Below are 23,610 nucleotides of genomic sequence, written 5' to 3' on the forward strand. Positions count from 1 at the left end.
TACATTTCATACTGTAACTATAATACTTACAGATTGATTTGTCAAGGTATTATCCGGAAGTATTTAATCTTTACAGTTTAATTACGGTTTGAACACACAGTTGCATAAAAATAGAGAATGAATTATAATGTAACAAGTGCAGGATGAATCATATCTGTCTGTGATAAGGCAGCTAAGGGAGAATGAAAGGAGATTCAGTATGAAGAAACGTTTGGCAGTTACATTAGCGGCATTGGCCCTGAGTGTGGTTATGTCAGTTCCGGCTTATGCAGGTACATGGAAATATGTGAACGACCAGTGGAAATATCAGAGAGGCGCCAATAAGTTTGCCTACAAGGAGTGGATTCAGGATAACGGTAACTGGTACTATATGGACAATAACGGCGTCATGACCACGGGCTGGCAGCAGATTGAGGGACAGTGGTATTACATGGACCAGGCCGGAGTTATGCAGAAGGGATGGTTTAAGGATAATGATAAATGGTATTTCCTCCTTCCCAACGGAGCCATGTCCACGAACACAGTGATTGACGGACGCCAGATTGGCCCGGACGGTGTATGGATTGCAGCGGAGGGAGAGGCGGAACCAGCCAACATAACAGACCTGTCCACGCCATATCTGGTCCAGAACCTGTTGGACGGACTTTCCACCAAGGGATACAATATTATTACCTCGGGCAAGACATCCACAGGGGAGCGCTGGAACAATGCCATCCGTCTGAAGGGAAAAGGAAGTTACGTGAAGTATGCTGCCAATGGACAGTACCGGCTCTTATCCGGTGTCATAGCCCCTTCTTCCCAGTTCAGCAGCGGAATCATGGCTAAGGTGACTGTATATGGTGACAATGATACCGTACTTTATACATCACAGGATATCCATTACAATGAAAAGCTGATGTATTTCGGCGTGGATGTGACCGGACAGAATGAGGTCCGCGTGGAGGTTTCCCTGGTTACGGACAATGAGTGGGATGAACCCATCATACTGATGGATGGACTGTCGCTGTATAAGTAGGCAGGATAAAGATGTCCGGGAAACGGAAAACGGACGAAGCAAATATAAATGAATCATAAGATAACAGGCTGAGGGCCCCGCCTTTTTTTGCGCAGGGTGACTCAGCCTGTTTATTGGTTCAGGGAACATACCGGGATGTTGGCAGGGGGCGGCAGCAAAGGCAGCATTTGCTGATTCCTTCCTGAGATTCTGGTCCGGAAGAAATTTCCGGTTATCATCATTACAATATAGGACAGACTTGCCATCACAGGTAAAAAGCATGCCGATATAGCAGATTGAGCTGCGATTGGACTGATTTTGGTCCCATTATATCTTTAAAAATGAATAAGATTAAGGATAAAAAGGACTGGAACCAGTCCAGATATATGGGGTGGCAGGATGGACGTAATTAAGAATGACGGAACTACCAATATAGGGGCTAATATCCGCAGAATCCGGAAGGAAAAAGGGATTGGGCAGACAGAGCTGATTCAGAAGATTGACCTGGTGGAGTGGGATTTTGATGTGAATCTCACCAGGGAGGCCCTGGTGAAAATAGAGCGGGGCATCCAGCATATCAAGGTGTCGCAGCTAAAGGCCATCAGGGCCATTCTGGAAACAACCTATGAGGAGCTGTTAAAGTAGGAGGTTATATGGAGTTAGGACATACTATTCCGCTGCAGAAATACCTGAGGATGCAGCCGCCTCCGTATGGCGCGGGCTGTCCTCTCTTTTTCTGCTGGGAGCTTCACAGAATCATCCTGCAGTCCGGGGATACGCTGGTGGCTGTCAATGCCGGAAACCGCTTTGCAGTGGTATTGTGGGGGATGGACGCCGGTGCCTGGAACCACTACCAGGAGCATTTCCGGGAAGGGCTGGAAATGGCCATGGAGTCAGAGGGATATACCAGGGAGGAAATCCGTATATATTTGAAGCGGGCAGGGAAGTTCCAGGTCACAAAGACCCATGGAAGGCGTTCTGTGGCCGGGCTTAACCAGATGGACAACTGTCTGTGGAAAATCCCGGCCCTGGTGAAAAAAGGGCAGCTGTTCCAGCCTGTGCACTGCCATGAGGTAAATCGGGAACGCTGCCGGATGGCAGGGTACGAGGGCTGTCAGTATCCTGTGCAGTGCTTTGGCATGGATATGGAACAAATGCTTTCAGAACAGCAGGATGCACAGGAACCATGTCATGATACAATCCTGCAGCAGTCATAGGTCAGAGCCAAAATAGCATCACCGCCGTCCGAATCCATGAATATATGTACGGCCATCATGAACGCCATATACATTCCCTTGCAGTTTTCCGTAATATCCAGGCCGCTGCTGTTGCGAAAGAGGACATCGATGGTCCCGCTGTCCCGTTCAACCTGCAGCAGGGAAGAGGTCATCTGGGCGTATTCCTTGAAGATGGGAAGAAGTGTGTGGTCGAACCATATATTGTGCCGCTCATATTGGGCCAGCAGGGCAGTCTCGCGGATGTTTCTGACTGCCTCCCTGGCCATCTCCAGTTCCTTTTCTGACATGCAATCCAGCAATCCATAGATATCTTTGGCATTGCCGGCGTCTGTGAAGTCGTATTGTTCCATAATCTCACCTCATTGAATTCTTTGAATGCTGGACTGGTTCTGGTCCCATTATATCATAAAACCTGCGCAATATGAAGGAGGAAATGGACTGAATTGGGTTCATATAACGGGGCACAAGAGAAGGGCCGTACACGGTATGCGCAGTGTACGGCCCTTTAAGGGTACATGTATAACGGGATTGTCTATTCAAACACAACGATTGCTTCCGGATTTTTAATCCGCAGCGCAGCTGTCTCCATCAGGCGGAAGACATGATTAAAATCTTTCATTTCCGAGTAACCGATAGAGAAGTCCATGCCCAGGGCCAGGTCCATGTATTCCGGTTCCGCACACACCAGGACCGCCTTGCCTGTGCCAAAATCGCCAAGTGGGAGGATGTGGCCGTCAATCAGCTTTTTGATGCGGTCTGATTCCAGCATTCCGGCAGACTGCTGCAGGCGCTGCAGCGCCAGATATAAATCCGGGCTCACAACCAGGGCCTTGCGTCCCTGGCAGCCGGCTGAGAATAGGTGTGAAATGCCTTCTGCCACATTAATAAATGCATTCTCTCCCTGGTTCCAGTCCTTCATCTTAATATGATAGGAACCGGAGGCATTCATCAGACCCTGTAGGCTGAGGGAATCATTGCCATAGAGAATCAGCTCATCCTCGCGTTTGGCAGCCCGCTTTGCAGCAGCCCGCACAGAGCTTAAATCAAGAGGATAGCCATTCTTTTCAGCTTCCTCAATATCCCTCCATGAGAGAAGGAAATCCTCATAAAACAGGGGAAGCTCCACCTGGCGTCTGCCGGACATACGGCCGATGCCATTGTCTAGTATCTCTTCCTTATCAGGACCGTCCACCGGTACCATGGAAGCGCCGGCGCCCAGGGGCCCGAACAGATTTAAAAAGCGGCGGCACACCAGATGTTTTTTTAGTGCTCCGATTGCTGCGTCATCAATTTGTGCCCAGAATTCTGATGAAAATGGTGCACTCTCTCTTGCTAAATAGTCCATAGGTTCCCTCCTTATTATGATTCGTCCAGCAGACTGCCTACCGACAGCGGCCTGGAGGCAGTCTCCTCACCGGCAGCGTCAGAAGGAGCAGCGGCTGCTATGCCAAGTTCCTCCAGCATTTCCTTTACCTCTGACTCCCCGGAGAGGAAGAAATCCGTCTCCCTGGGGTCCAGGTAGCGCATCAATGTAATTAATTCTCCCATATGTGCCTTCTCTTCGTCACGAATGTCAGCCAGAACAGCCTTGGCTGCCGGGTCGTCCGTGGCCAGGTAGTGGGATTCATAGAGATAGATGGCTTCCAGCTCACCGGCTATATCCAGCCGGATGGCCTGCATCAGCTCTGCATTGCTCAGTTTCCGTTCAACATTTCCCTGAAAGGGGTTTGCAAAATTTGGCATGTGTTTCCTCCTTTGGTCTGCTTTATTGTGTTTGATTATAATAATGATAATAATTACTATTTCTGTTTTTATAATAGCATACGCCAGGATGAATTGCAAGGATTATTTTTCAAAGATTTTGCAGAAATATAAGATTATGGCAGATGAATGGCAAAGGCAGCTGAGATAAAGGGTATAGGAATTATATGATTGAGGCAAAGGGTATGGGGACCAAATGACGTCCACATGACATCAACAGGGAATTAACAGGATATCCACAAAGTTATCCACATTATCCACCGAAAACACTAGATATTTCATGTGAATCGTCTGAAAATACCAGATTTGGTACTGTGTATAACTGAATTGAGGGGATGAAGGATTGTGGATAAGTATTGGAGGGGAACTTTGTTTATGGCGGAGGGATTATGCCGGGGGGATGTAAGAAAAAGAATGGAATAAAATAGAAGAACGTGGTATAATCAATCAGGTGCCTGTTAAAGGCGGATGTGGAAGAACATGATATTTGGTATGTATGAAATGCAAATAAAAAATGCCAGAAGCCTTTAAAAGGATTCTGGCATAAAAAATCGGAGTAACAGGATTTGAACCTGCGACCTCTCGGCCCCCAGCCGAGCGCGCTACCAAGCTACGCCATACTCCGTTCTTGAACCTTGATTATTATATCAGATATTTTCCATTTTGAAAAGACCTAATTTTAATTTATTCGGAGAATTTAAAAATGACACAGATACCAGGTAAGAAAAAGCGGATTGTCAGTTTTGATTTGGATATGACGCTGCTGGACCATAAGACATGGAAGATTCCGGAAAGCGCTATGAAGGCCCTGGAGCTGCTGCGGAAGGATTCAGTCATCGTTATAGGAAGCGGCAGGAACATGGACCATGAGATGAGCGCTGTGTACAGGGATATGGTTATGCCGGATGCAGTGATTCACATGAACGGCACGCGGGTGGTGGCAGAGGGAAATGTCCTGTTTGAGCATCTGATGGACAAGGACAGGCTCAGGGCGCTGCTGGAATACGGCGAGGCCCATGGGATTTCCCTGGGGGTCAGCCAGGAGGGCGATGATTATTATATCCACCCCGAGGGCGTAGTGCGCATGGACCAGCTTCGCTGGGGCGTTTCGGAGCGCAATTTTAAGGATGGCTGGAAGCTGATGGATATGCCGGTCAGGACCCTGGTGTACATAGGCGGTCCGGAGGGAGCCAGGGAGCTGGAAGCCCATTTTCCTGAATTCAAGTTTCCCATGTTCTCGGGGAACATGGGAGCGGATGTGGTGGAACAGGAGGCGTCCAAGGCAGAGGGGCTGAAGCGGCTGTGCCAGTATTATGGCATTGGCCTGGGACAGACCATTGCCTTTGGAGACAGCATGAATGACTATGAGATAGTCCGGGAGGCCGGCATCGGCATAGCCATGGGCAATTCCGTGGAGGAGCTGAAGGCTGTGGCGGATTATGTCACAGATGATATTGACCGTGACGGGGTATGGAAGGCCTGCAGGCAGCTGGGCCTGATTCAGATTTGACAGTTTAAAGAAATTATAAAGAGATAATTTATAAGAACATAAGGGAGAACGGGTATGGCAAGAGAATTTGATGTAGTGATTATAGGAGCCGGGCCAGGGGGCTATACGGCAGCGCTTAAAGCAGCGGAGTTTGGCCTCAAGGTGGTGGTGATAGAGGCAAAAAAGATTGGCGGCACATGTGTGAACAGGGGATGCATTCCCACCAAGGCATTGCTGCATGCATCCGATATGTTTCATATGATGCAGAGCTGTGATGAATTTGGCGTGTCCACGGATTTCATTTCCTTTGATTTTGGAAAAATGCAGAAGTATAAGAAAAAAGCAGTGGTCAAATACCGGGAGGGCATCCAATACGGCTTTGAGAAGCTGGATGTGGAAATTGTATACGGAACAGCGGTCCTTCGCAGGGACAGGACCGTGGAGGTGGAGCTTAAGGAGGGCGGCCGGGAATTCTACCGGGGAAAAGCAGTCATCATAGCCACTGGTGCCGTACCCTACATGAGCCGGATTCCCGGCTCCAACCTTTCCGGCGTGTGGAACAGCGACAGGCTGCTGGCAGCGGAGAGCTGGAACTTTGACAGGCTGACAATCATGGGCGGAGGCGTTATTGCGGTGGAATTTGCCACCATGTTCAATAACCTGTGTTCCCATGTGACCATTGTGGAAAAACAGAAGCATCTGATGGCACCTATGGATGATGTGATGTCCGCTGAGCTGGAAAAGGAGCTGCGCCAAAAAGGAATTGATGTATACTGTGACGCCACAGTCACTGAGATATTGGAGGAAGAGGGCGGACTCAGCTGCGTCATTACTCCCAACGGGGAGGGCGAGCCCGTTAAAATGCGGGCAGGGCAGATACTGATGGCCATTGGACGCCGTCCTAATGTGGAGAAGCTTTTGGGCAAGGATATTTCCCTTGAAATGGAAGGCGGGAAGATAGCTGTAAACAGCGACTTCCAGACCAGCGAGCCGGGAATTTACGCCATTGGGGATGTGTCCGCCAGGACCCAGCTGGCCCATGTGGCAGCGGCACAGGGAACCTATGTAGTGGAGAAGATTGCCGGAAGGCCCCACAGCATCAAGCTGGAGGTAGTGCCGAACGGTATGTATGTGTCCCTTCCAATCGTGCCAAACTGTATCTATACAGACCCTGAGATTGCCACGGTTGGCATTACGGAGGAAATCGCCAGGGAAAAGGGGCTGAAGGTGCGCTGCGGTCATTTTTCCATGAGGGAAAATGGAAAGTCCATCATAACAGGCGGGGAAAATGGATTTATCCGTCTGGTTTTTGAGGCGTACTCCAATACAATCGTGGGAGCCCAGATGATGTGTCCCAGGGCAACTGACATGATTGGGGAAATCGCTACTGCCATTGCCAATGGGCTGAGCGCAGAGGAAATGTCCTTTGCCATGCGGGCCCAGCCTACTTACAATGAGGGAATCGGAGCTGCTATCGAGGATGCCATGAGGAAGAGATAGCGGGAGCAGGAGATGGAAGGATATGCAGACAGCTATGGCTGACAGATAGTAAGAAATGGAAGGATGGATAATAGTATGAATGTAATTCAGGGCAGGTTGGATGCGCTGCGGGAATTGATGAAAGAGCGGGGAATGGATGCGTATATGATACCCACAGCTGATTTCCACGAATCTGAATATGTGGGAGAGCATTTCAAATGCAGGAAATATATGACTGGATTCACCGGCTCGGCCGGTACGGCCCTGGTGACCATGGACGAAGCCTGCCTTTGGGTGGACGGCCGGTACTATGTGCAGGCAGCGGCCCAATTAAAGGATACCACGGTGACCATGATGAGGATGGGACAGGAGGGCGTACCGTCTCTGGGAGAATACCTGGATGAAAAGATGCCTGAGGGAGGCTGTCTGGGATTTGACGGCCGGGTCGTCAATGCGGCCGAAGGACTTGATTTGGAGGAACTGCTGGAGGAACGGGGCGCACACATTTCTTATGGGGAAGACCTGACAGGCATGATATGGAAAGACCGGCCTGAGCTGTCAGCAGAACCTGCATGGGTCCTGGATGAGCGGTATGCAGGAAAGAGCGCATCCGATAAGATAGCGGATGTGAGGGAGGCCATGAAAAAGGCCCATGCATCTGTCCATGTGCTTACCTCTCTGGATGATATTGCATGGCTGTTAAATATCAGAGGCAATGACATCCTGTACAATCCGGTGGTATTATCATATGCCCTGGTGACCATGGACCAGTTGTATCTCTTTGTCAACAGCAGTGTGCTGGAAGGAAAAGCTTATCCGTATCTGGAGGATGCAGAGGACATAAGCGTGAAGGAATACCTGGAACGAGCAGGCGTCACCGTGATGCCTTATGATGGTATATACCGCATGGCGGAGGAACTTAGGGGAGAGAGGGTACTGCTGGAGAAATGCCGTGTCAACTATGCTGTGTACCGCCTGATTGACGGTTCCAATAAAGTGATTGACAGAATGAACCCGACGGCAGCCATGAAAGCGGTTAAGAATAAGGTTGAAATAGAAAATGAAAAGCGGGCCCATATCAAGGACGGCGTGGCCATGACCAAGTTTATCTATTGGCTGAAAACAAATATGGGCCGGATTCCAATGGATGAAATCAGTGTGTCGGACTATCTTGAGAAACTGCGCAAGGACCAGGAGGGATGCATTGGACTGAGCTTTGCAACCATATCCGCATACGGAGCACATGCAGCTATGTGCCACTACTCAGCCACGCCTGAGAGCAATCTGCCTCTGGAGCCCAGGGGACTGTATCTCATTGATTCCGGGGGCCAGTATTACGAGGGAACAACGGACATTACCAGGACCATTGCCCTGGGACCGGTGACAGATGAGGAAAGGGAGCATTTTACCTTGGTGCTTATGAGCATGCTGCGTCTGGGGGATGTAAAGTTTCTTCACGGCTGCCGCGGACTCAGTATTGACTATGCAGCCAGGGAGCCATTGTGGAGGAGAGGGCTTAACTATGAACATGGCACCGGCCATGGAGTCAGCTACTTGTCCAGTGTGCATGAGCGCCCCAACGGCATCCGCTTCAAGATGGTTCCGGAGCGCCAGGACAATGCGGTGATGGAAGCCGGCATGATTACATCGGATGAACCGGGAGTGTATATTGAAGGAAGCCATGGAATCAGGACGGAGAATCTGGTTCTGTGTGTTGAGGATGAGAAGAATGAATACGGACAGTTCCTGCGGTTTGAATATCTGACATATGTTCCCATTGATTTAGAGGTAATTGACCGGGAGATTATGTCTGACCGGGATGTGGAACTGCTGAACCGGTATCATAAGCAGGTGTATGAGAAGATTAGTCCGTATCTGGACGAGGATGAGAGAGCGTGGCTGTCTGAGGCTACGGAGGCGGTTTGAGGCTACGAAGGCGGTTTGAGATATGGGGAAGGGGAATAGGTGTTTTTTGGGGGTGTGCAGGGTGTAGTTATGGTTTGGGCAGGTTTGGGGATGAGGGTGAAGCTGGCAGCAGGGGTGTACGGATTGAGAAATAGTGGAAGGGATGGGGCTGGAGCTGGTTTTCAGTCTTGCCCCGGTGCAGATAGCGGGTGTTGGGGGTTGGGTTAAACGTTGGTGACGCGACGTGGGATTAGCAGGTTAAAGGTGGCTGGGCAGTCCGGCGGCATTGCAGAATGCAGAGCAGTGCTGCAGGAGGTGTCCGGCCTTTTTTGGGGGATGGTGAGATGCGTGCTTTGGTCAATTGATATGGTTATACATCAGGGAAAATATATGGTAGAATGGCCATAGGGATTTTAAGTGAGAGGATGTTTGAGAACATTTGACGGGGAGATTGGGAGCCATAGAAGTGGGATGTTTGGAAACCTGGAGATGTTAAAAGCTGAAAATGGGATTTGACAGGCGGGTAGAGTGGCAGTGGGAAGAAGTCAGGGGAATAGGAAGGAAATTCGGATGGCAGGTGAACTGTGTCTAAACATGAATAGCAATCAGAACGAATTCAAACAGGGAAGTGTCAGATGGAGTTGGACTGGGGATTGTTGCAGGTATAGGAATTTAATGTGAATATTAGGAGACGGAAAAATGGATAGAGCGATGGATGGAAGAGTGAATAAAAAGAAAGATAAAAATGCAGGTACAGGAATCAGGAACGGAGGAAACGGGACTAAAGTTAAAGGAATGGACAGCAGACATAAGGTGAGGACCGGTGAGAGTAAGACTGGTATTGGCAAAAGCGGGAAGATAACAGGTAAAATACAGGATGGGGAGAGGGATAGGAATAGAAACAGAGGAAAAGAGGGGGAGCGGAGTGGAGAACGGTTTGGAGATAATGCTTGGGAACGGAAGAGAGATGGGGGTGGAGTGCGGAAGGATAATGGGGCAGGAGTGCGGAAGGATAATGGAGCAGGGGTACGGAAGGACAATAGGGCTGGAGTGCAGAAGGATAATAGTGTAGGAGTGCGGAAGGATAATGGGGCAGGAGTGCGGAAGGACAATAGCGCAGGAGCATGGAAGGACAATAGCGCAGGAGCGCGGAAGGATAATAGAGCAGGCGTACGGAAGGTGAATAGAACAGGAGCTCAGAAGGACAATAGGGCTGGTGAGCGGATTAAAGGTCAGTTTGTGAAGGATGAGGATGTTTTTGCAAAGCGGAATAGCCGGGAGAAAGGCAAGGAAGGCGGTTTATTAAGTGAACATAAAAGCGGTGATGGCTTGCTGTTACAAATAAAGCGGAACGGCAGGGCATTTGCTGGGGAAGCTGGGAGAGGGGATTATAAAAAGGGCGGCTCATATGCAGGGCGTAGTGCTAAAAAGGGTAAGAGTATCTGCCCTGTGATGAATCAGTGCGGGGGCTGCCAATTGTTGGATATGGAGTATGCAGAACAGCTTAAGTTTAAGCAGAAACAAGTGGAAGAGCTGCTAAAAGGGCTCTGTCCTGTAAAGCCTATCATAGGTATGAAAAATCCTTTCCATTATCGTAATAAAGTGCATGCTGTATTTGACAGGGACAAAAGAGGTAATATCATATCTGGCATATATGAAGAAAATACCCATCATGTAGTTCCCGTGGAAAAATGTCTTTTAGAGGACCAGAAGGCGGACGAGATTATCGGTACCATACGCGGAATGCTTAAATCATTTAAAATTAGGACGTATGATGAAGATACTGGTTTTGGACTTCTGAGGCATGTCCTAATCCGCCGGGGATTTTCCACAGGGGAAATCATGGTGGTTTTGGTCACTGCTTCTCCTGTGTTTCCGTCTAAGAATAACTTCGTTAAAGCTTTGCGGGAGAAACATCCGGAGATTACCACCATTGTCCAGAATATCAATGGAAGAGGGACCAGTATGGTTCTGGGAGATAAGGAGCATGTACTGTATGGAAAGGGTTATATTGTGGATGAGCTGTGCGGATGCAGGTTCCGTATATCGTCAAAGTCGTTCTATCAGGTGAACTCGGTGCAGACTGAGGTTCTCTATGAAAAGGCGCTGTCTCTGGCCGGCCTGACCGGACAGGAACTGGTGGTGGATGCATACTGCGGTATTGGGACCATTGGCATCATTGCAAGCAAGACAGCAGGGAAAGTTATTGGAGTGGAGCTGAATCAGGATGCAGTTAGGGATGCGGTTAGTAATGCAAAGATGAACGGAATCGAAAATATTCGTTTTTATTGCAATGATGCCGGCCGTTTCCTGGTAAATATGGCTGAACAGGGTGAAAAGGCCGATGTAGTTATTATGGACCCTCCCAGAAGCGGAAGTACGGAGGAATTCATGGATGCAGTCGGAAGGCTTGGAGCTGGGAAGGTTGTGTATGTGTCGTGTAATCCGGAAACACTGGCCAGGGATGTGAGGTATATGAAGAAGCTGGGGTATCGGGCGGTGGAGGCTTGGCCGGTGGATATGTTTGGTGGGACGGTGCATGTCGAGACGGTATGTTTATTGTCCAAACTTAATGCAAAGCAACATATCGAGGTAGACATCCACATGGACGAACTTGATCTCACCGATGCAGAGAAGAAAGCCACCTATTCGGAAATCAAGGAATATGTGCTGGAGCATACCGGACTCAAGGTCAGCAGCTTGTATATCGCTCAGGTGAAGCAGAAATGCGGTATCATCGAGCGAGAAAATTACAACAAACCGAAGTCCGATGATGCAAAACAGCCCCAATGCCCGCCCGATAAGGAAAAAGCAATCAAGGAGGCGCTCAAGCACTTCGGCATGATCTAAGGAGGGCAAAATGAAGCGTTTACTTTCTTGTGAGTTCAATATGGATACTGCCTGTGTGGAGCTGAAATTTGCAAATGGCAGCATGATTGCCATTGATACGATTGCGGTAGAGAATGAGGTTGCCGATAATATATATCAGCGGTCAGAGCTGGACTGGCTGATTTACAACGATCCGGCAGCCTATGCAGATTTAGTTCTCAACGGCGACCCGGAAACATACCTGAAAACTGTTACAGAATATAAACCTTTGGACTGATTACCAGAGATAAAGCAAGCCGCCTGTGCGGGCATATCAAATGCTCATACAGGCGGCTTTTCCTTTTTGTACTGTGACTTTATCAGTTCTCCGAAATGGACCGCTTAAACAATATCCATGTACTTATGAAGTAGCATATCAGCAGTAAGAAAAGAATACCAATGATAATCCCTACTTGTACCATCAAGGCTCCGCAGCCAATATAAGCTGAGATTTCAGCAGAAACACTTTGAAGAAAATAGCCAATCACAATAATTGCTACAACGATTGCCGCTGTGATCGGCATCCCAAACCAAACACCAAGCTGTTTTAGAACCAAAGTATGCAGGTCCTTCTCTTCCACTCCCATTTTTCGCAGAACCGAAAATCTGTAGTTGTTTTTTTCTGCATCCAGGAGCTGCTGAAGAGCCAGCACGGTAAGACACATCACCATCAGAACAATTGCACCATAGATCAAGGACGCTTTTAGGATAAAGTTAAGGGCGATTATACGGTTCACTTCCGTAGTATGGACAGTTGTACTGTATCCTGCCAGATTGTCTTTATCAGGATCTTCTGGATAAGAACGCCCAAGAAGCTGTTCCAGCATTTCTGCCGTTTTGAAGGGAAGCGGATATTGGGTCATCACAAATCGGTTGCGCTGTACCGGAAGCAAGACTTGCGCTATTTCGTCAGGTATGATATACACCACATCTGTATAAAGATTATAGATGGATTCCCCCACAGGCTCCTGAAACACGGCGTTCTCACTAAGTTTCAGGGTGCCTGCGTCAGTTTCCAATAAGGTATGCTCAGCAATGTAGTTTTCAATATCCTTGTCCTCTGCTGCACGATGCCAGTGGGTAGCAAATTCATCCGTTTGTAAGATAATAGGTTCATATCCCAACATTTTCCGAACAGCGTTATAATCCTTCAGTGCGATCGCCAAGGGAGGAAAATTGTACTTTACTCGCTGGTGAAAGTCGCTTTGCTTGGGAAGATATTCCGAAAAAGTCAAATCGTCCTTTATCGCTATTTTGTTTTGTTCTATGAACGCAGTAATTTCTCCATAGTCTGTATCCGGAAGATTTTCCACTTCATAAACATCGTTGTAGCGGCTTGAAATTTGAATATCATAGACAGCCCGACTGTCCAAATAGCCCAGACTCCATCCCGTTAAAACCGGCGCAATGACAAACAAGCAGATAGAAAAAGTCAGGGTCACACAAATGATCGTCATCGTTTTCGTATTGGTAGCCAGCTTAGAGGAAAGCTGTCCAAACAGAAATAAACTCGTATTATGATATTTGCGGGACACTTTAGACTCCTTCCAGTATAGGAGCGCCGCATTCGATAAATACATGACTGCGGAAATGATAAACAAAATATCCGCAACCCCAAACAGCAAATATTGATTCAGAGTTGGAGCGTCAAATCCAAGGAAGTAGGCTTTTTCCAGTTCTGCGATGGAAAAAATCGGGATAGCGGTCAATACAGCACCAGCCAGAAGTCCGCAAAGATATCGGGAAAACCCTATTTTTCTGTGTAAAACAGCACCTGCGATTGCCCAAAGCAGCGTCAGTGCAGGGAAAAGGACATTCCCCCAATACATGAGCTTTACAGGAAGCGGATGTCTGGAATCGAAGTAAAAATGATATTTTACAGTACCTACCTCCAGCATCCACAGCAGCAGAATGCCATAGAAAATACAGATCATCGGCATCCATCTGCTTTTATGAAGCGGTTTTTCATTCTGACGGTTTGCCGTCATAAGCTCAATAATCCTGCTTTTGTTGAGAATTCTGACATTCCCGACTCCAACCAGAATCTGGCAAACAACAAAGAAGCCCACGGTCAACAGCACAGTATCCGGGAAAAACGACCAAGAAAAAGCGTAGGGTTCCCCAAAAGAAGCAAGCAGCATAGCCGTAATGACCTGAGAAACGACCATCCCCAGAAGGATTCCCACCGACACAGAGAATATGAGCAGGAAAAAAGTCTCTCCAAAAAAGAGCAGGCCTATGGTTTTTTGCTCCATTCCCAAGGTTGCCTCAACGGCAAACTCCTTTTGCTTTTTTCTCAGCATGAAACGATTGACATAGTGGATCAGAAACAACAAAAGCAAACTAATCCCGCAAATTGCCAGTTTCATACCTCCAGCCAGCAGGGAAATATTATATTCCGCACCAATGGTCGGATGATAATGGGTGCTGCTGATAGACAAAAACGCATAGAACAGGGTGACACAGAGTGTCATGGTCACAATATAAATCAAATAGTCCTTCACAGACCGCTTTGCATTTTTGAAAATAAGTTTAGCGTACATCGCTCGTGCCCCCTCCCATCATGGTAAGGACATCCAGGATTTTTTCAAAGAAAGTCCTGCGGGAATCACCCCCCTTACGGATTTCCGTAAAGATTGCCCCGTCCCTCATAAAGAGAATACGATTGGCATAGCTTGCCGAGAAAGCATCGTGTGTCACCATCAGAATTGTGGCTCCGAGATCTTCATTGATACTCTGGATCGTCGAGAGCAGCATCTGGGACGAGTGACTGTCTAACGCACCGGTGGGTTCATCCGCCAAAATCAGCTTAGGCTGATTGATAATGGCTCTGGCACAGGCGCACCGCTGCTTCTGGCCGCCGGACACCTGATAGGGGTATTTGTCCAGAATATCCGTGATATTCAGCTTTCCGGCCATTTCCCGCACCCGCCCATCAATCTCGCCTGCTGGAACCTTGTTGATGGTCAGCGCCAGGGCTATGTTTTCCGAAATGGTCAGCGTGTCCAGCAGGTTAAAATCCTGAAATACAAATCCAAGATTCTCCCGACGAAACCGGGCAATCTGTTTTTCGTTGATTTCCGTCACATCGGTTCCGTCCAGATAGATATGTCCTGCACTGACGGTATCAATGGTGGAAATACAGTTGAGCAGGGTAGTCTTGCCGGAGCCAGATGCTCCCATGATTCCTACAAATTCTCCCTCTTGAACGGAAAAGCTGATGTCCTGAATTGCTTTTGTAACATTTCCGCCATTTCCGTAATATTTTTGGATATGATCCAGTTTCAAAATTTCTTTCATTGTTATCACCTCTGATCTCTATTGTAAAATAAGAGTGGCTTCGTTTGTATCAAGTTTTCTTACAAAGTTCTAACAAAAATGTAAGAAGTGCAGAACGCTTTTCAGTTCTGCACTTCATGAATCAGACAGTTAATGTGAAAAGAAAGGGAAATGGCTGTGCCATGTTCCGACGACTCCGCCGTAATGCCAATGCCCAGCTTTTCACAGAGCCGTTTGCACAGATACAGACCAATGCCCGTGGACTGCTGAATCAGACGACCATTCTGACCGGTAAATCCCTTTTCAAAGATACGGGGCAGATCGGACGCAGCAATCCCGATTCCATTGTCCTCCACGACAAGGACAACCTGATCCTGCCGTTTATGAGTAGAAATGCGGAGAACCGGCTGCTTCGTACGATACTTGACCGCATTGACAATCAGTTGATTTAGGATAAAACGCACCCACTTTTCATCTGAATAAACCGTATCCTGCATTTCCTCCACTTCCAGGCGCATACCACTTTGGAGCAGCAGATATTTGTTATCTGCAATCGCCTGATGCACCACTTGGGACAGTGCCATTTCCCGGACAGAATAATCTTTCTCTGTATGCTCACTGCGGGCATAATAAAGAGCCTGTTCCGTAAAGCGGTTGGTCTTTTCCAGTTCCAGCAGAAGTTCTTTTGTCCAGTTCGTCCGATGGTTTTCACATAGGAGTTTCATGGCAGTAATGGGCGTTTTGATTTCGTGAATCCATTGTTCAATGTATTCCTTGTACTCCAGGCGTTCCCGCTCGACCTCCCCAATCTGCTCCAACATGGATTTTCCAGCCATTTTCAAAATCTGATAGTAAACCTGATCCTCGGCCTGTTCCGGCAGTTCCATCACTTCAGAAATAAGGTATCTCTCGGAGAGCTGCTTCGCCATATCCAGAAGTTTTTTCATCTGCCGCTTTCGTTTCCAGTAAGTGAGGACAAGTCCCATCAGCAAAATCAATGCCCATACGATCAGGATCAATACTACTGCGGAAGCCGAATTGCCGCACACCAGCAAAAATACAGTGAGCGCAGCCATGCAAACAAGGTTCGTCAGCAGAAATGGAAGCCTGTTTTTCCAATACCGTTTGCTGTTCATATCGTGTACCCCTGGCGATGCTTTGTCTTGATAAAATCCGTCAGGCCAATGCCCGCCAGTTTTTCCCGGATGCGGTTGATATTGACGCTCAAAGCATTGTCATCCACATATAGCTGATTGTCCCATAGATAATCTACAATATCATTACGGGAACAAATCTTTCCTGCGTGTTTGAAAAGATAATATAATATTTTCAATTCATTCTTTGTCAGTTCTGCTTGGTTACCGTCATATTCAATCGTGCTACTTTCTAAGTGAAGAATCGCTCCTTGCCAATTCAGACGCTCAATTTGTTCTATCGGGTAAGCTCGTTTCATCAAGGATGAAATCTTTGCCAGCAGAATTGCTGTGTTATAAGGCTTGGTGATAAAAGCATCTCCACCCAGCAAAATACTGTTCAATTCATCCATGTCCGTATTGCAGCTTGTTACAAAGATAATCGGTACATTGGAAAAACTGCGGATTTGAGAACAGATTGAGTAGCCGCTTTCTTGTGGCAGCTTTATGTCCAGCAAAATCAAATAGGGATGAGTATTTTTGACCGCTTGCATAACTGATGTAAAGTCAGTAACTGCGGATGCCTCATATCCGTTTCCGTTTAACAGAACTTGTAATTCAGTTTGAATGATTGGGTCATCTTCGATGATGAGTATTTTATATTTTTCCATGATTACATGTCCCTTTCTTTGAATATTTAGTACCACCAAGGCAGTTCCAGCCAGAAGTTATCCAGAGCCAATTTCTCCGTGGACTTTGCTCTGCTCTCTGACAGATGGAAGTGCTTCGCCGTTTCGCTCAGAGGATGGAGGACATCGTCCTCAAAGCCAAAGCGATACCAGAGATAGGCTTTCTCTCGCTCATCAATCATTTCCAGAGCCGTATGGATTTCTTCGTGGGTTTCCTTTGCAATGAAAATCTGCTCTGGGTTCTGTACTCTGGAATCTGCTATAAATTCATGTTGTCCCTTATTCTCGCCCTTTTTGACCTCATCCAGACGAATGATACAGTCCAGATTTTTGGCTTCAAAGGTAGGATTCAGCCTGCGGATGTAGTCCAGCATGGCATTATGAATAGCCGGGGCAGCATAGGTCAAAAACTTGTTCCCGTAGTCGGGTTGAAAGCTGCTTATGCAGCCCAGAAGCCCCAATGAACCCTCCTGCACCAAATCGTTCAGTTCAATGCCGAGGGCAACGTTCAGCTCCCGCTGTGCGCTCCATATCTCGTATGCCGTCTTTCGGATAAACCGCAGATTGTTCTCTACAAGGGCGTTTTCTGCCCATTTGTCACCGCTCTGCGCCGCAATACAGAGCTGCTCGTTAGTTATCTTGTCCATCATCTTCCGGCAGCACCATCGTCTGCATCAGCCCCAGCAAGGCTTTGTTAAAGTTGTCCAGAGCTTCCTGATTGACTCCATCGACACCGGAAATGCTGCCTGTAATAGCATCAACAACTGCTTCCGGCGTGATGGTCGGATTCTGCATATCCTGCCCCTTGGTCAGCTCGGCAAACATCTTTTCGGTGGCTTCCTTGCTGATTGCCTTGGCTGCGACCAAATCGCTGCCTGCTTCTTTCTTGATTTCCTTAACCACCGTCATAAAGGTGTTTTGAATCGTGGTCTGGTCTGCCTGATAAGCGGGAATTTTCATGGCATTAGCGGTTCGGGCTGCCTGTACTGCTTCGGGAGCTTGGTTCTGTCCCAACAGCAGAGAGCCAACGGTAGCAAACATCTGGTTTTGTGCGGCATATCCTCTTGCAAGGGTATCATCCATATACTGTGCAATCATATAAGTAACCATGGCAAAGCGGGGATTTTCCAGCAGACGGTTGACTACATCATTGTTGACCTTTCCGGTATAAAGATTCTTTGCAGCTTCAACAGATAATCCCAGTTCTGAAATATCGTAGTTCTTTTTATCCGGGATTACGGTCGTACCCAAGATAAAGTCCGTGGACACATTGAACACTCTGGCGATGCGGATAACGCTTTCTTCGCTCAGCTTTTCGGTCTTTCCGCTAAGGAAGCGGCTGATGGTGCTTTCATTCACATCAATCCGAAGTGCCAGTTCTCGCTGGGTCATCTTGCGTTCTCTCATTACATCAACGATTCTTTTCCGAACATCGGCGGGTAAATAAGTATCAGCCATTATGCTTCCTCCCCTCTGTCTGTTTTCTGTTTGATATATTTTCCGCTTTTAATGCGGGCATCTGTCGGCTTTTCAGCGTCCTCCGGGATGATCCAGCGGCTTCCTGCCCGCTGTGCGCCCGGTATGCGGTCATTGTTGCAGAGGATACCAACTCTTCGGGGAGAGATACCCCATTTCTCGGCAACTTCAAATGTAGACAGGTATTTCATTTCTGTATCATCCCTCCTGATTCATATTAACTTCAATTATATTCTATTTACGGAACAATATCAACCAACTTTGTGTGAACACTGCCGTCTCGAAACTTGCATTTTTTCAAGTTTTCGGGGCGGCTTTTTGCTTTGCTTGCGGAAGTGCCTGATTTTTCGGTTGAAAGCGTTTTTCTGCGTATATTCAGGCAGATGAAAAAATCATCGAGAAAAATCAAGGAGGTTATGCAAATGAACATTTTTGAAACAGTCAAGGCGGCGGTCACGGTTAGGCAAGCCGCCGAACACTACGGGCTGAAAATCAATCGCTCCGGGATGATTTGCTGCCCTTTCCACGATGACAGACACCCCAGCTTGAAGCTGAACGAGGATTACTTCTATTGCTTCGGCTGCGGTGCCAAGGGAGATGTGATTGACTTTGTGGCAAGGCTGCTTGACCTGTCTGCCTATGAAGCAGCGCAGAGACTGGCTGCGGATTTCGGACTGGACAGGCCGCCGTCCGTGGTGGCACAGGTAAAGAAGTACCGTCCCCGTGTGAATCAGTCGAAACAGGACGAGCTTTTCTGCATGAATGTGCTGTCCGGGTATCTTCATCTTTTGGAGGACTGGAAAGAGCGATATGCTCCCGAAGCACCGGAGGACGAGCCGGATGAGAGGTTCGTGGAAGCTTGCCACAAGCTGGAATATGTGGAGTATCTGAACGATTTGCTCCTTATGAGCGATCAGGAAGAAAGGACTGATACCGTCAAGGAACTTTTGACAGACGGAACGATTGCAAGAATGCAAACACGACTGGACGAGCAGAAAAAGGAGGTGCGCTGCCATGTCAGAGAACAGGAAATTGCTTGAGATGAATGTGCCGATGTGGTTTGACGGCAAGAGTATCAATGAAGCTCTGTTTTGTGAAGATTTTCTGAGAACCCGTCAGATTATCTTTGCAAACGGAGCTTTTTTCACACCTGATGGTCGAGTGACGGACGACCTGCCGCTTCGTGGCGAAATCTTTGAAGAATTGAAATATTGTGCCGTGAACAACATTCCCCGCAAAATCAGCAACATCATTGAGATTATGAAGCTGGCGGCTCATGTGGAGGACTTCCCGCCGGAGCAGGACAGGATTCATCTGGCAAACGGTACGCTCATGCTGGACGGCACTTTTACAGAGGGGAAGCCGGATATTGTGAGAAACAGGCTCCCGGTTTTCTATCGCCCGGATACTCCGAAACCTGTGCTGTGGCTTTCCTTTCTGAATGGTCTGCTTTACCCGGAGGACATCCCTACCTTGCAGGAATTTATCGGCTATTGCCTGATTCCCTCCAATAAAGGACAGAGGATGATGGTCATTAAGGGCAATGGCGGCGAGGGTAAATCCCAAATCGGTGCGGTGCTGGGGCAAATGCTGGGCAGTTCCATGAAGGACGGAAGCATTGGTAAAATCTCTGAGAACCGATTTGCCCGTGCCGATCTGGAGCATATCCTCCTATGCGTGGATGATGATATGCGAATGGAAGCCTTGCGCCAGACCAATTATGTGAAATCCATTGTGACAGCTCAAGGGAAAATGGATTTGGAGCGCAAGGGCAAACAGAGCTATCAGGGCTGGATGTTCGCCCGTCTGCTGGCTTTCTCCAATGGAGATTTACAGGCATTGTATGACCGAAGTGACGGTTTCTACCGCAGACAGCTTGTGCTGACCACAAAGGAAAAGCCTGCCGGAAGAATGGATGACCCTGACCTCGCCCAGAAGATGAAAGCTGAGGTGGAGGGCATTTTCCTCTGGGCGTTTGAGGGATTGCAGCGTCTGGTTGCCAACAATTTCAAATTCACGGAAAGTGAGCGCACCAAAACCAACCGAGAGTCCGTCAAGCGTGACAACAACAATATTTTCGACTTCATGGAGTCTGAGGGCTATATCCGGCTGAAAGCGGATGCTTCCATCAGCTCCAAGGAGCTGTACGAAATTTATCGGATGTGGTGTGAGGAAAATTCTCTGCCGCCCCTGAAATCCCGCAGCTTTAGTGACAGTGTGGTGGCAAATTTAAGTCGCTACAATCTGGAACACACCAACAAAATCACAAACTCTGCCGGGCGCAGGGTGTGGGGATTCATGGGAATTGAAGCCGTAGCCCGTCCGAATATAAATGGGTTTTACGACGTTTCGCCGTGTACGTACGTACCGGAGGAATGGCGGGATTGATTTTTTGGTACGTACGTACACAGCGTACGAGCGTAAATCACTCCTGTATAAAACCTTCGTGACGTACCCAAATGACAGGAAAAAGTCAGTCTTTTTTCTGTCAACGGACGGGGCGGTTTCGCAAAACAGCAGCCGTCCGTGCCGGACATTGGAAAGAGGAGCAGACAACTTTCTGATGTTCGGCAGAGGTCGCCGCAGCGACCGCATTACCCTCGGAGAGCCCCTCGGGAGAGCCCACGGCACTTTGCAGCCAGTATGGATGAAAGTGTCATAGTGGGTTATTACACTTCCGCAGAAGTGCCTTTCCAAAGCTACCTGTCTGCAAATCCCAAAGAAAGGAAGGAAAAATATGGCAAGAAATGACGGAGTTGACCGTACCTGTGCAAGAAATATGGATGTCACAGATAATGACATCGGAGATGCACAGGCACACAATGAGCGTGAAAAAGAAATATACAGTAACGAAGATATTATCCCGGAAAGAAGTTCCCTCAACGTACACTTCAAAGAACCTACCGGGAGCTACGCTGAAATGTTTGAGCAGATGAAAGCTGACAACATCATTTCCACCAGAGGTCTGAAGGCGGATGCCGTCCATTTCAACGAAATGGTCTTTGATGTGAACTCTGCGTACTTCGACAATCACGGCGGTTATGAATACGCCAGACAGTTTTATGAGGAAGCCTATAAATCCGCTGTGGAGATTGTTGGCGGTGAACAGTATATCCTCTCGGCAGTCATGCACGCTGACGAGATTAACCGGGCGATGTCCGAAGCACTTGGCAAGGACGTGTTCCATTATCATCTTCATGTGGTCTATGTCCCTGTGGTGGAGAAACAGATTTTGTGGTCGAAACGCTGCAAGGATGAAGCTCTCAGAGGAACGGTAAAGGAAACCATTATGCAGGTCAGCCGCAGTAAAAAGTGGCTGTCCAAACCTGCTGTGGACAAAGATGGAAAACCAATTCTGCAAGTCAATGGTAAGCCTGTTCTCCGAAAATCCTATTCTGTTTTACAGGATGATTTTTTTCAGCACATGAGAGCTGCCGGATATACCGATGTGGAACGTGGAGAGCGTGACAGCACCGAGGAACATCTGACTGTGACCCAGTTTAAGGTGGCAAAGGAAAAGCAGCGACTGGAAGCTGTGACGGCGGAACTGAACCAGAAAGAAGCACAGCTTGACGATACTACACAGGCTGCGGAGAAGAAAAAGCAGGAGCTTAAATCCCTGCAAGCACAGACTAAGGCGGCAACCGGAATAGCGGTGACGGTTCAGGAGCTGGAGTCGATGGGTAAGAAATCTTTTACCGGGAATATCGTCTTGACACCCGATGAATGCCGTACTCTCAAAAATTATGCTGTCAGCAGCTTTGCTGAAAAAGCGGAGAAATTAAAATACCAGCAGAAATATGAAACAGCCAAGAAAGATGCTGGGGTATGGAAAAAACGATATGAGAAACTTCTGGAACAGGCTCAGCCGTATCTGGATGCTGTCAAGCTCGCACCTGAAAGGGTACGGGCTTTTCTTAATGCCGTTTTGACCAGAGGAAAAGAGAAACAGGACATTCCGCAGGAACGTGGACGAAAAAGAAAGGAGAGCACTATTGACAGATAAATGGAATGGTTTTGCCGATTTACTTGCAAATTTAATAGAAAAATATGCGGCGGTTCTGGATATTGATAATCTTCCAGAGCCGCCGTCTTGTTTGGAGGAAGAAAACACATCTGAAGAACCCAGTGACACTATTGAATTGATGGAAAAGCAATGATATAATAGTCGTGGAATAAGTGTCCAAACTCTATGCGAGAGCTACTGTTCTCAACGCATAGAGCTACATAGAATAAAAGCGCAATACCCCGTTGCACAATTAGAAATGAGGTGTTCCGGTGAACAATTATGATGATATGAATCAAAAATCCAATATGATTATTTACACAACAGAAGATGGATTGACAAAAATTGAAACCACATTTGATGAGGATACCGTGTGGTTATCCATTGACCAGATGGCAGAGTTGTTCCAGAGAGATAAATCTACTATTTCAAGACATATAAAAAATGTATTTTCCGAAGGCGAGCTGCAGCGAGAGTCAGTTGTTGCAAATTTTGCAACAACTGCGGCAGATGGAAAAACCTATCAGGTTGACTACTATAATCTTGATGTTATCATTTCTGTCGGCTATCGTGTAAAATCCAAGCGTGGCACACAGTTCAGAATCTGGGCAACTAACATTCTCAAAGAATACATGAAAAAAGGTTTTGCTTTGGATGATGAACGATTGAAAAATCTGGGCGGCGGTGGATATTTCAAGGAACTGCTTGAAAGAATCAGAGACATCCGTGCATCGGAAAAGGTGTTTTATCGTCAGGTGCTTGAAATCTATGCCACCAGCATTGACTACGACCCGAAAGCGGAAATCTCTATCCGTTTTTTCAAAAAGGTTCAGAATAAAATTCATTATGCCATTCACGGACAGACTGCGGCAGAAGTGATTTATACAAGAGCGGATGCGGAAAAAGAGTTCATGGGACTTACCACCTTTGCCGGTAATCAGCCGACACTCAAAGAAGCGATTGTTGCGAAAAACTATCTGAATGAGAAAGAGCTTCGTGCTATGGGACAACTTGTATCCGGGTATCTGGATTTTGCGGAACGTCAGGCAGAGCGTGAACAGGCAATGACGATGCAGGACTGGGCAGAGCATCTGGATCGCATTCTTACCATGAGTGGAGAGCAGCTTTTAATTGGAAATGGAAGCATTACTCATAAGCAGGCTGTTGATAAAGCGACTGGAGAATATCGAAAATATAAGACAAGAACGCTCAGCGACGTGGAAAATGATTATTTAAATTCGATAAAGATGTTGGAACAGAAAACTGACGGCAAAAAATAACAGACGATGAAAG

The 23,610-nt window shown here is 47.6% G+C and carries 24 protein-coding genes and 1 tRNA gene; 14 read left to right on the forward strand and 11 right to left on the reverse strand.

What is annotated here, in order from left to right; translation table 11 throughout:
- The first annotated feature begins 199 nt into the window (after positions 1–199).
- The 3 genes from FGS84_RS26965 (at position 200) to FGS84_RS26975 (ending at position 2,211) form a co-directional block, all read left to right on the forward strand.
- Complete coding sequence (locus FGS84_RS26965; RefSeq protein ID WP_138311304.1) at positions 200–1,015, forward strand: glucan-binding protein; 816 nt, start codon at positions 200–202, stop codon at positions 1,013–1,015.
- A 378-nt stretch (positions 1,016–1,393) separates the two neighbouring features.
- Entirely contained in the window at positions 1,394–1,639 is a 246-nt protein-coding gene (locus FGS84_RS26970) for a helix-turn-helix transcriptional regulator (protein ID WP_138311305.1), read from the forward strand.
- 8 nt (positions 1,640–1,647) lie between these two features.
- Positions 1,648–2,211 (forward strand): hypothetical protein, encoded by a 564-nt coding sequence (locus tag FGS84_RS26975; RefSeq protein ID WP_227147456.1) that lies wholly within the window; start codon positions 1,648–1,650, stop codon positions 2,209–2,211.
- On the opposite strand, the gene FGS84_RS26980 is transcribed toward FGS84_RS26975, so the two are convergent.
- The 4 genes from FGS84_RS26980 to FGS84_RS26995 form a co-directional block, all read right to left on the reverse strand.
- Positions 2,184–2,582 (reverse strand): hypothetical protein, encoded by a 399-nt coding sequence (locus FGS84_RS26980; RefSeq protein ID WP_138311306.1) that lies wholly within the window; start codon positions 2,580–2,582, stop codon positions 2,184–2,186. The two genes, FGS84_RS26975 and FGS84_RS26980, sit on opposite strands and share 28 nt — an antisense overlap.
- 182 nt (positions 2,583–2,764) lie before the next feature.
- The gene (locus FGS84_RS26985; protein WP_138311307.1) at positions 2,765–3,577 is read right to left on the reverse strand and encodes a family 1 encapsulin nanocompartment shell protein; all 813 of its coding nucleotides are present in this window, start codon (positions 3,575–3,577) and stop codon (positions 2,765–2,767) included.
- Positions 3,578–3,591: 14 nt separating this feature from the next.
- Positions 3,592–3,975 carry a demethoxyubiquinone hydroxylase family protein gene (locus tag FGS84_RS26990; protein WP_138311308.1) on the reverse strand — a complete coding sequence of 128 codons (384 nt, stop codon included), beginning with the start codon at positions 3,973–3,975 and terminating at the stop codon, positions 3,592–3,594.
- Positions 3,976–4,544: 569 nt separating this feature from the next.
- Positions 4,545–4,618, reverse strand: a tRNA-Pro gene (locus FGS84_RS26995).
- Between the two features lie 78 nt (positions 4,619–4,696).
- Here FGS84_RS26995 and FGS84_RS27000 point away from each other — a divergent pair.
- The 6 genes from FGS84_RS27000 (at position 4,697) to FGS84_RS27020 (ending at position 11,972) form a co-directional block, all read left to right on the forward strand.
- On the forward strand, positions 4,697–5,503 hold the full coding sequence (locus FGS84_RS27000; RefSeq protein WP_138311309.1) for an HAD family hydrolase: 807 nt from the start codon (positions 4,697–4,699) through the stop codon (positions 5,501–5,503).
- 54 nt (positions 5,504–5,557) lie between these two features.
- Positions 5,558–6,982, forward strand: coding sequence for a dihydrolipoyl dehydrogenase (gene lpdA, locus FGS84_RS27005; protein ID WP_138311310.1), 1,425 nt, complete (start codon positions 5,558–5,560; stop codon positions 6,980–6,982).
- A gap of 75 nt (positions 6,983–7,057) precedes the next feature.
- Positions 7,058–8,887 carry an aminopeptidase P family protein gene (locus FGS84_RS27010; RefSeq protein WP_138311311.1) on the forward strand — a complete coding sequence of 610 codons (1,830 nt, stop codon included), beginning with the start codon at positions 7,058–7,060 and terminating at the stop codon, positions 8,885–8,887.
- An 856-nt stretch (positions 8,888–9,743) separates the two neighbouring features.
- Positions 9,744–9,938, forward strand: coding sequence for a hypothetical protein (locus FGS84_RS31075; protein ID WP_171042720.1), 195 nt, complete (start codon positions 9,744–9,746; stop codon positions 9,936–9,938).
- 2 nt (positions 9,939–9,940) lie between these two features.
- A complete protein-coding gene (gene rlmD / locus FGS84_RS27015; RefSeq protein ID WP_347563898.1) occupies positions 9,941–11,716 on the forward strand; it encodes a 23S rRNA (uracil(1939)-C(5))-methyltransferase RlmD in 1,776 nt (591 codons plus the stop codon).
- Positions 11,717–11,726: 10 nt separating this feature from the next.
- Entirely contained in the window at positions 11,727–11,972 is a 246-nt protein-coding gene (locus FGS84_RS27020; protein WP_015538088.1) for a DUF6061 family protein, read from the forward strand.
- Between the two features lie 82 nt (positions 11,973–12,054).
- Here FGS84_RS27020 and FGS84_RS27025 read toward each other — a convergent pair whose 3' ends face one another.
- The 7 genes from FGS84_RS27025 to FGS84_RS27055 form a co-directional block, all read right to left on the reverse strand.
- Positions 12,055–14,277 (reverse strand): ABC transporter permease, encoded by a 2,223-nt coding sequence (locus FGS84_RS27025; RefSeq protein WP_055149786.1) that lies wholly within the window; start codon positions 14,275–14,277, stop codon positions 12,055–12,057.
- Positions 14,267–15,034: an ABC transporter ATP-binding protein gene (locus FGS84_RS27030; RefSeq protein WP_102287017.1), complete on the reverse strand. Its 768-nt coding sequence runs from the start codon at positions 15,032–15,034 to the stop codon at positions 14,267–14,269. The genes FGS84_RS27025 and FGS84_RS27030 overlap by 11 nt, the downstream gene beginning before the upstream one ends.
- A gap of 101 nt (positions 15,035–15,135) precedes the next feature.
- On the reverse strand, positions 15,136–16,149 hold the full coding sequence (locus tag FGS84_RS27035; protein WP_102287016.1) for a sensor histidine kinase: 1,014 nt from the start codon (positions 16,147–16,149) through the stop codon (positions 15,136–15,138).
- Positions 16,146–16,817, reverse strand: coding sequence for a response regulator (locus FGS84_RS27040; RefSeq protein WP_015538084.1), 672 nt, complete (start codon positions 16,815–16,817; stop codon positions 16,146–16,148). Before FGS84_RS27040 ends, FGS84_RS27035 begins: the two co-directional genes overlap by 4 nt.
- Before the next feature lie 26 nt (positions 16,818–16,843).
- Positions 16,844–17,485: a sigma-70 family RNA polymerase sigma factor gene (locus FGS84_RS27045; protein WP_082419129.1), complete on the reverse strand. Its 642-nt coding sequence runs from the start codon at positions 17,483–17,485 to the stop codon at positions 16,844–16,846.
- Complete coding sequence (locus FGS84_RS27050) at positions 17,466–18,293, reverse strand: helix-turn-helix transcriptional regulator (RefSeq protein ID WP_055149782.1); 828 nt, start codon at positions 18,291–18,293, stop codon at positions 17,466–17,468. Before FGS84_RS27050 ends, FGS84_RS27045 begins: the two co-directional genes overlap by 20 nt.
- Entirely contained in the window at positions 18,293–18,502 is a 210-nt protein-coding gene (locus FGS84_RS27055) for a helix-turn-helix domain-containing protein (protein ID WP_015538080.1), read from the reverse strand. The genes FGS84_RS27050 and FGS84_RS27055 overlap by 1 nt, the downstream gene beginning before the upstream one ends.
- Before the next feature lie 231 nt (positions 18,503–18,733).
- Between FGS84_RS27055 and FGS84_RS27060 the strand changes: the two genes are divergently transcribed.
- The 5 genes from FGS84_RS27060 (at position 18,734) to FGS84_RS27075 (ending at position 23,597) form a co-directional block, all read left to right on the forward strand.
- Positions 18,734–19,351, forward strand: a complete 618-nt coding sequence (locus FGS84_RS27060; RefSeq protein WP_015538079.1) for a CHC2 zinc finger domain-containing protein — start codon at positions 18,734–18,736, stop codon at positions 19,349–19,351.
- Positions 19,326–20,699, forward strand: a complete 1,374-nt coding sequence (locus FGS84_RS27065; RefSeq protein WP_015538078.1) for a phage/plasmid primase, P4 family — start codon at positions 19,326–19,328, stop codon at positions 20,697–20,699. The genes FGS84_RS27060 and FGS84_RS27065 overlap by 26 nt, the downstream gene beginning before the upstream one ends.
- Before the next feature lie 349 nt (positions 20,700–21,048).
- Positions 21,049–22,317, forward strand: coding sequence for a plasmid recombination protein (locus FGS84_RS27070; RefSeq protein ID WP_015538077.1), 1,269 nt, complete (start codon positions 21,049–21,051; stop codon positions 22,315–22,317).
- Complete coding sequence (locus tag FGS84_RS31080) at positions 22,307–22,471, forward strand: hypothetical protein (RefSeq protein ID WP_165852585.1); 165 nt, start codon at positions 22,307–22,309, stop codon at positions 22,469–22,471. Before FGS84_RS27070 ends, FGS84_RS31080 begins: the two co-directional genes overlap by 11 nt.
- Positions 22,472–22,607: 136 nt before the next feature.
- Complete coding sequence (locus FGS84_RS27075) at positions 22,608–23,597, forward strand: virulence RhuM family protein (protein WP_155220044.1); 990 nt, start codon at positions 22,608–22,610, stop codon at positions 23,595–23,597.
- Positions 23,598–23,610 lie beyond the last annotated feature (13 nt).

The sequence above is a fragment of the Clostridium sp. 1001271st1 H5 genome (assembly GCF_005845215.1).
In the GTDB taxonomy this organism is placed as follows: domain Bacteria; phylum Bacillota; class Clostridia; order Lachnospirales; family Lachnospiraceae; genus Enterocloster.

Coding starts and splice junctions, on each gene's coding strand:
- FGS84_RS26965 (WP_138311304.1), top strand. CDS start 200: ATGAAGAAACGTTTGGCAGTTACATTAGCGGCATTGGCCCTGAGTGTG.
- FGS84_RS26970 (WP_138311305.1), top strand. CDS start 1,394: ATGGACGTAATTAAGAATGACGGAACTACCAATATAGGGGCTAATATC.
- FGS84_RS26975 (WP_227147456.1), top strand. CDS start 1,648: ATGGAGTTAGGACATACTATTCCGCTGCAGAAATACCTGAGGATGCAG.
- FGS84_RS26980 (WP_138311306.1), bottom strand. CDS start 2,582: ATGGAACAATACGACTTCACAGACGCCGGCAATGCCAAAGATATCTAT.
- FGS84_RS26985 (WP_138311307.1), bottom strand. CDS start 3,577: ATGGACTATTTAGCAAGAGAGAGTGCACCATTTTCATCAGAATTCTGG.
- FGS84_RS26990 (WP_138311308.1), bottom strand. CDS start 3,975: ATGCCAAATTTTGCAAACCCCTTTCAGGGAAATGTTGAACGGAAACTG.
- FGS84_RS27000 (WP_138311309.1), top strand. CDS start 4,697: ATGACACAGATACCAGGTAAGAAAAAGCGGATTGTCAGTTTTGATTTG.
- lpdA (WP_138311310.1), top strand. CDS start 5,558: ATGGCAAGAGAATTTGATGTAGTGATTATAGGAGCCGGGCCAGGGGGC.
- FGS84_RS27010 (WP_138311311.1), top strand. CDS start 7,058: ATGAATGTAATTCAGGGCAGGTTGGATGCGCTGCGGGAATTGATGAAA.
- FGS84_RS31075 (WP_171042720.1), top strand. CDS start 9,744: ATGGGGAGAGGGATAGGAATAGAAACAGAGGAAAAGAGGGGGAGCGGA.
- FGS84_RS27020 (WP_015538088.1), top strand. CDS start 11,727: ATGAAGCGTTTACTTTCTTGTGAGTTCAATATGGATACTGCCTGTGTG.
- FGS84_RS27025 (WP_055149786.1), bottom strand. CDS start 14,277: ATGTACGCTAAACTTATTTTCAAAAATGCAAAGCGGTCTGTGAAGGAC.
- FGS84_RS27030 (WP_102287017.1), bottom strand. CDS start 15,034: ATGAAAGAAATTTTGAAACTGGATCATATCCAAAAATATTACGGAAAT.
- FGS84_RS27035 (WP_102287016.1), bottom strand. CDS start 16,149: ATGAACAGCAAACGGTATTGGAAAAACAGGCTTCCATTTCTGCTGACG.
- FGS84_RS27040 (WP_015538084.1), bottom strand. CDS start 16,817: ATGGAAAAATATAAAATACTCATCATCGAAGATGACCCAATCATTCAA.
- FGS84_RS27045 (WP_082419129.1), bottom strand. CDS start 17,485: ATGATGGACAAGATAACTAACGAGCAGCTCTGTATTGCGGCGCAGAGC.
- FGS84_RS27050 (WP_055149782.1), bottom strand. CDS start 18,293: ATGGCTGATACTTATTTACCCGCCGATGTTCGGAAAAGAATCGTTGAT.
- FGS84_RS27055 (WP_015538080.1), bottom strand. CDS start 18,502: ATGAAATACCTGTCTACATTTGAAGTTGCCGAGAAATGGGGTATCTCT.
- FGS84_RS27060 (WP_015538079.1), top strand. CDS start 18,734: ATGAACATTTTTGAAACAGTCAAGGCGGCGGTCACGGTTAGGCAAGCC.
- FGS84_RS27065 (WP_015538078.1), top strand. CDS start 19,326: ATGTCAGAGAACAGGAAATTGCTTGAGATGAATGTGCCGATGTGGTTT.
- FGS84_RS27070 (WP_015538077.1), top strand. CDS start 21,049: ATGGCAAGAAATGACGGAGTTGACCGTACCTGTGCAAGAAATATGGAT.
- FGS84_RS27075 (WP_155220044.1), top strand. CDS start 22,608: ATGAATCAAAAATCCAATATGATTATTTACACAACAGAAGATGGATTG.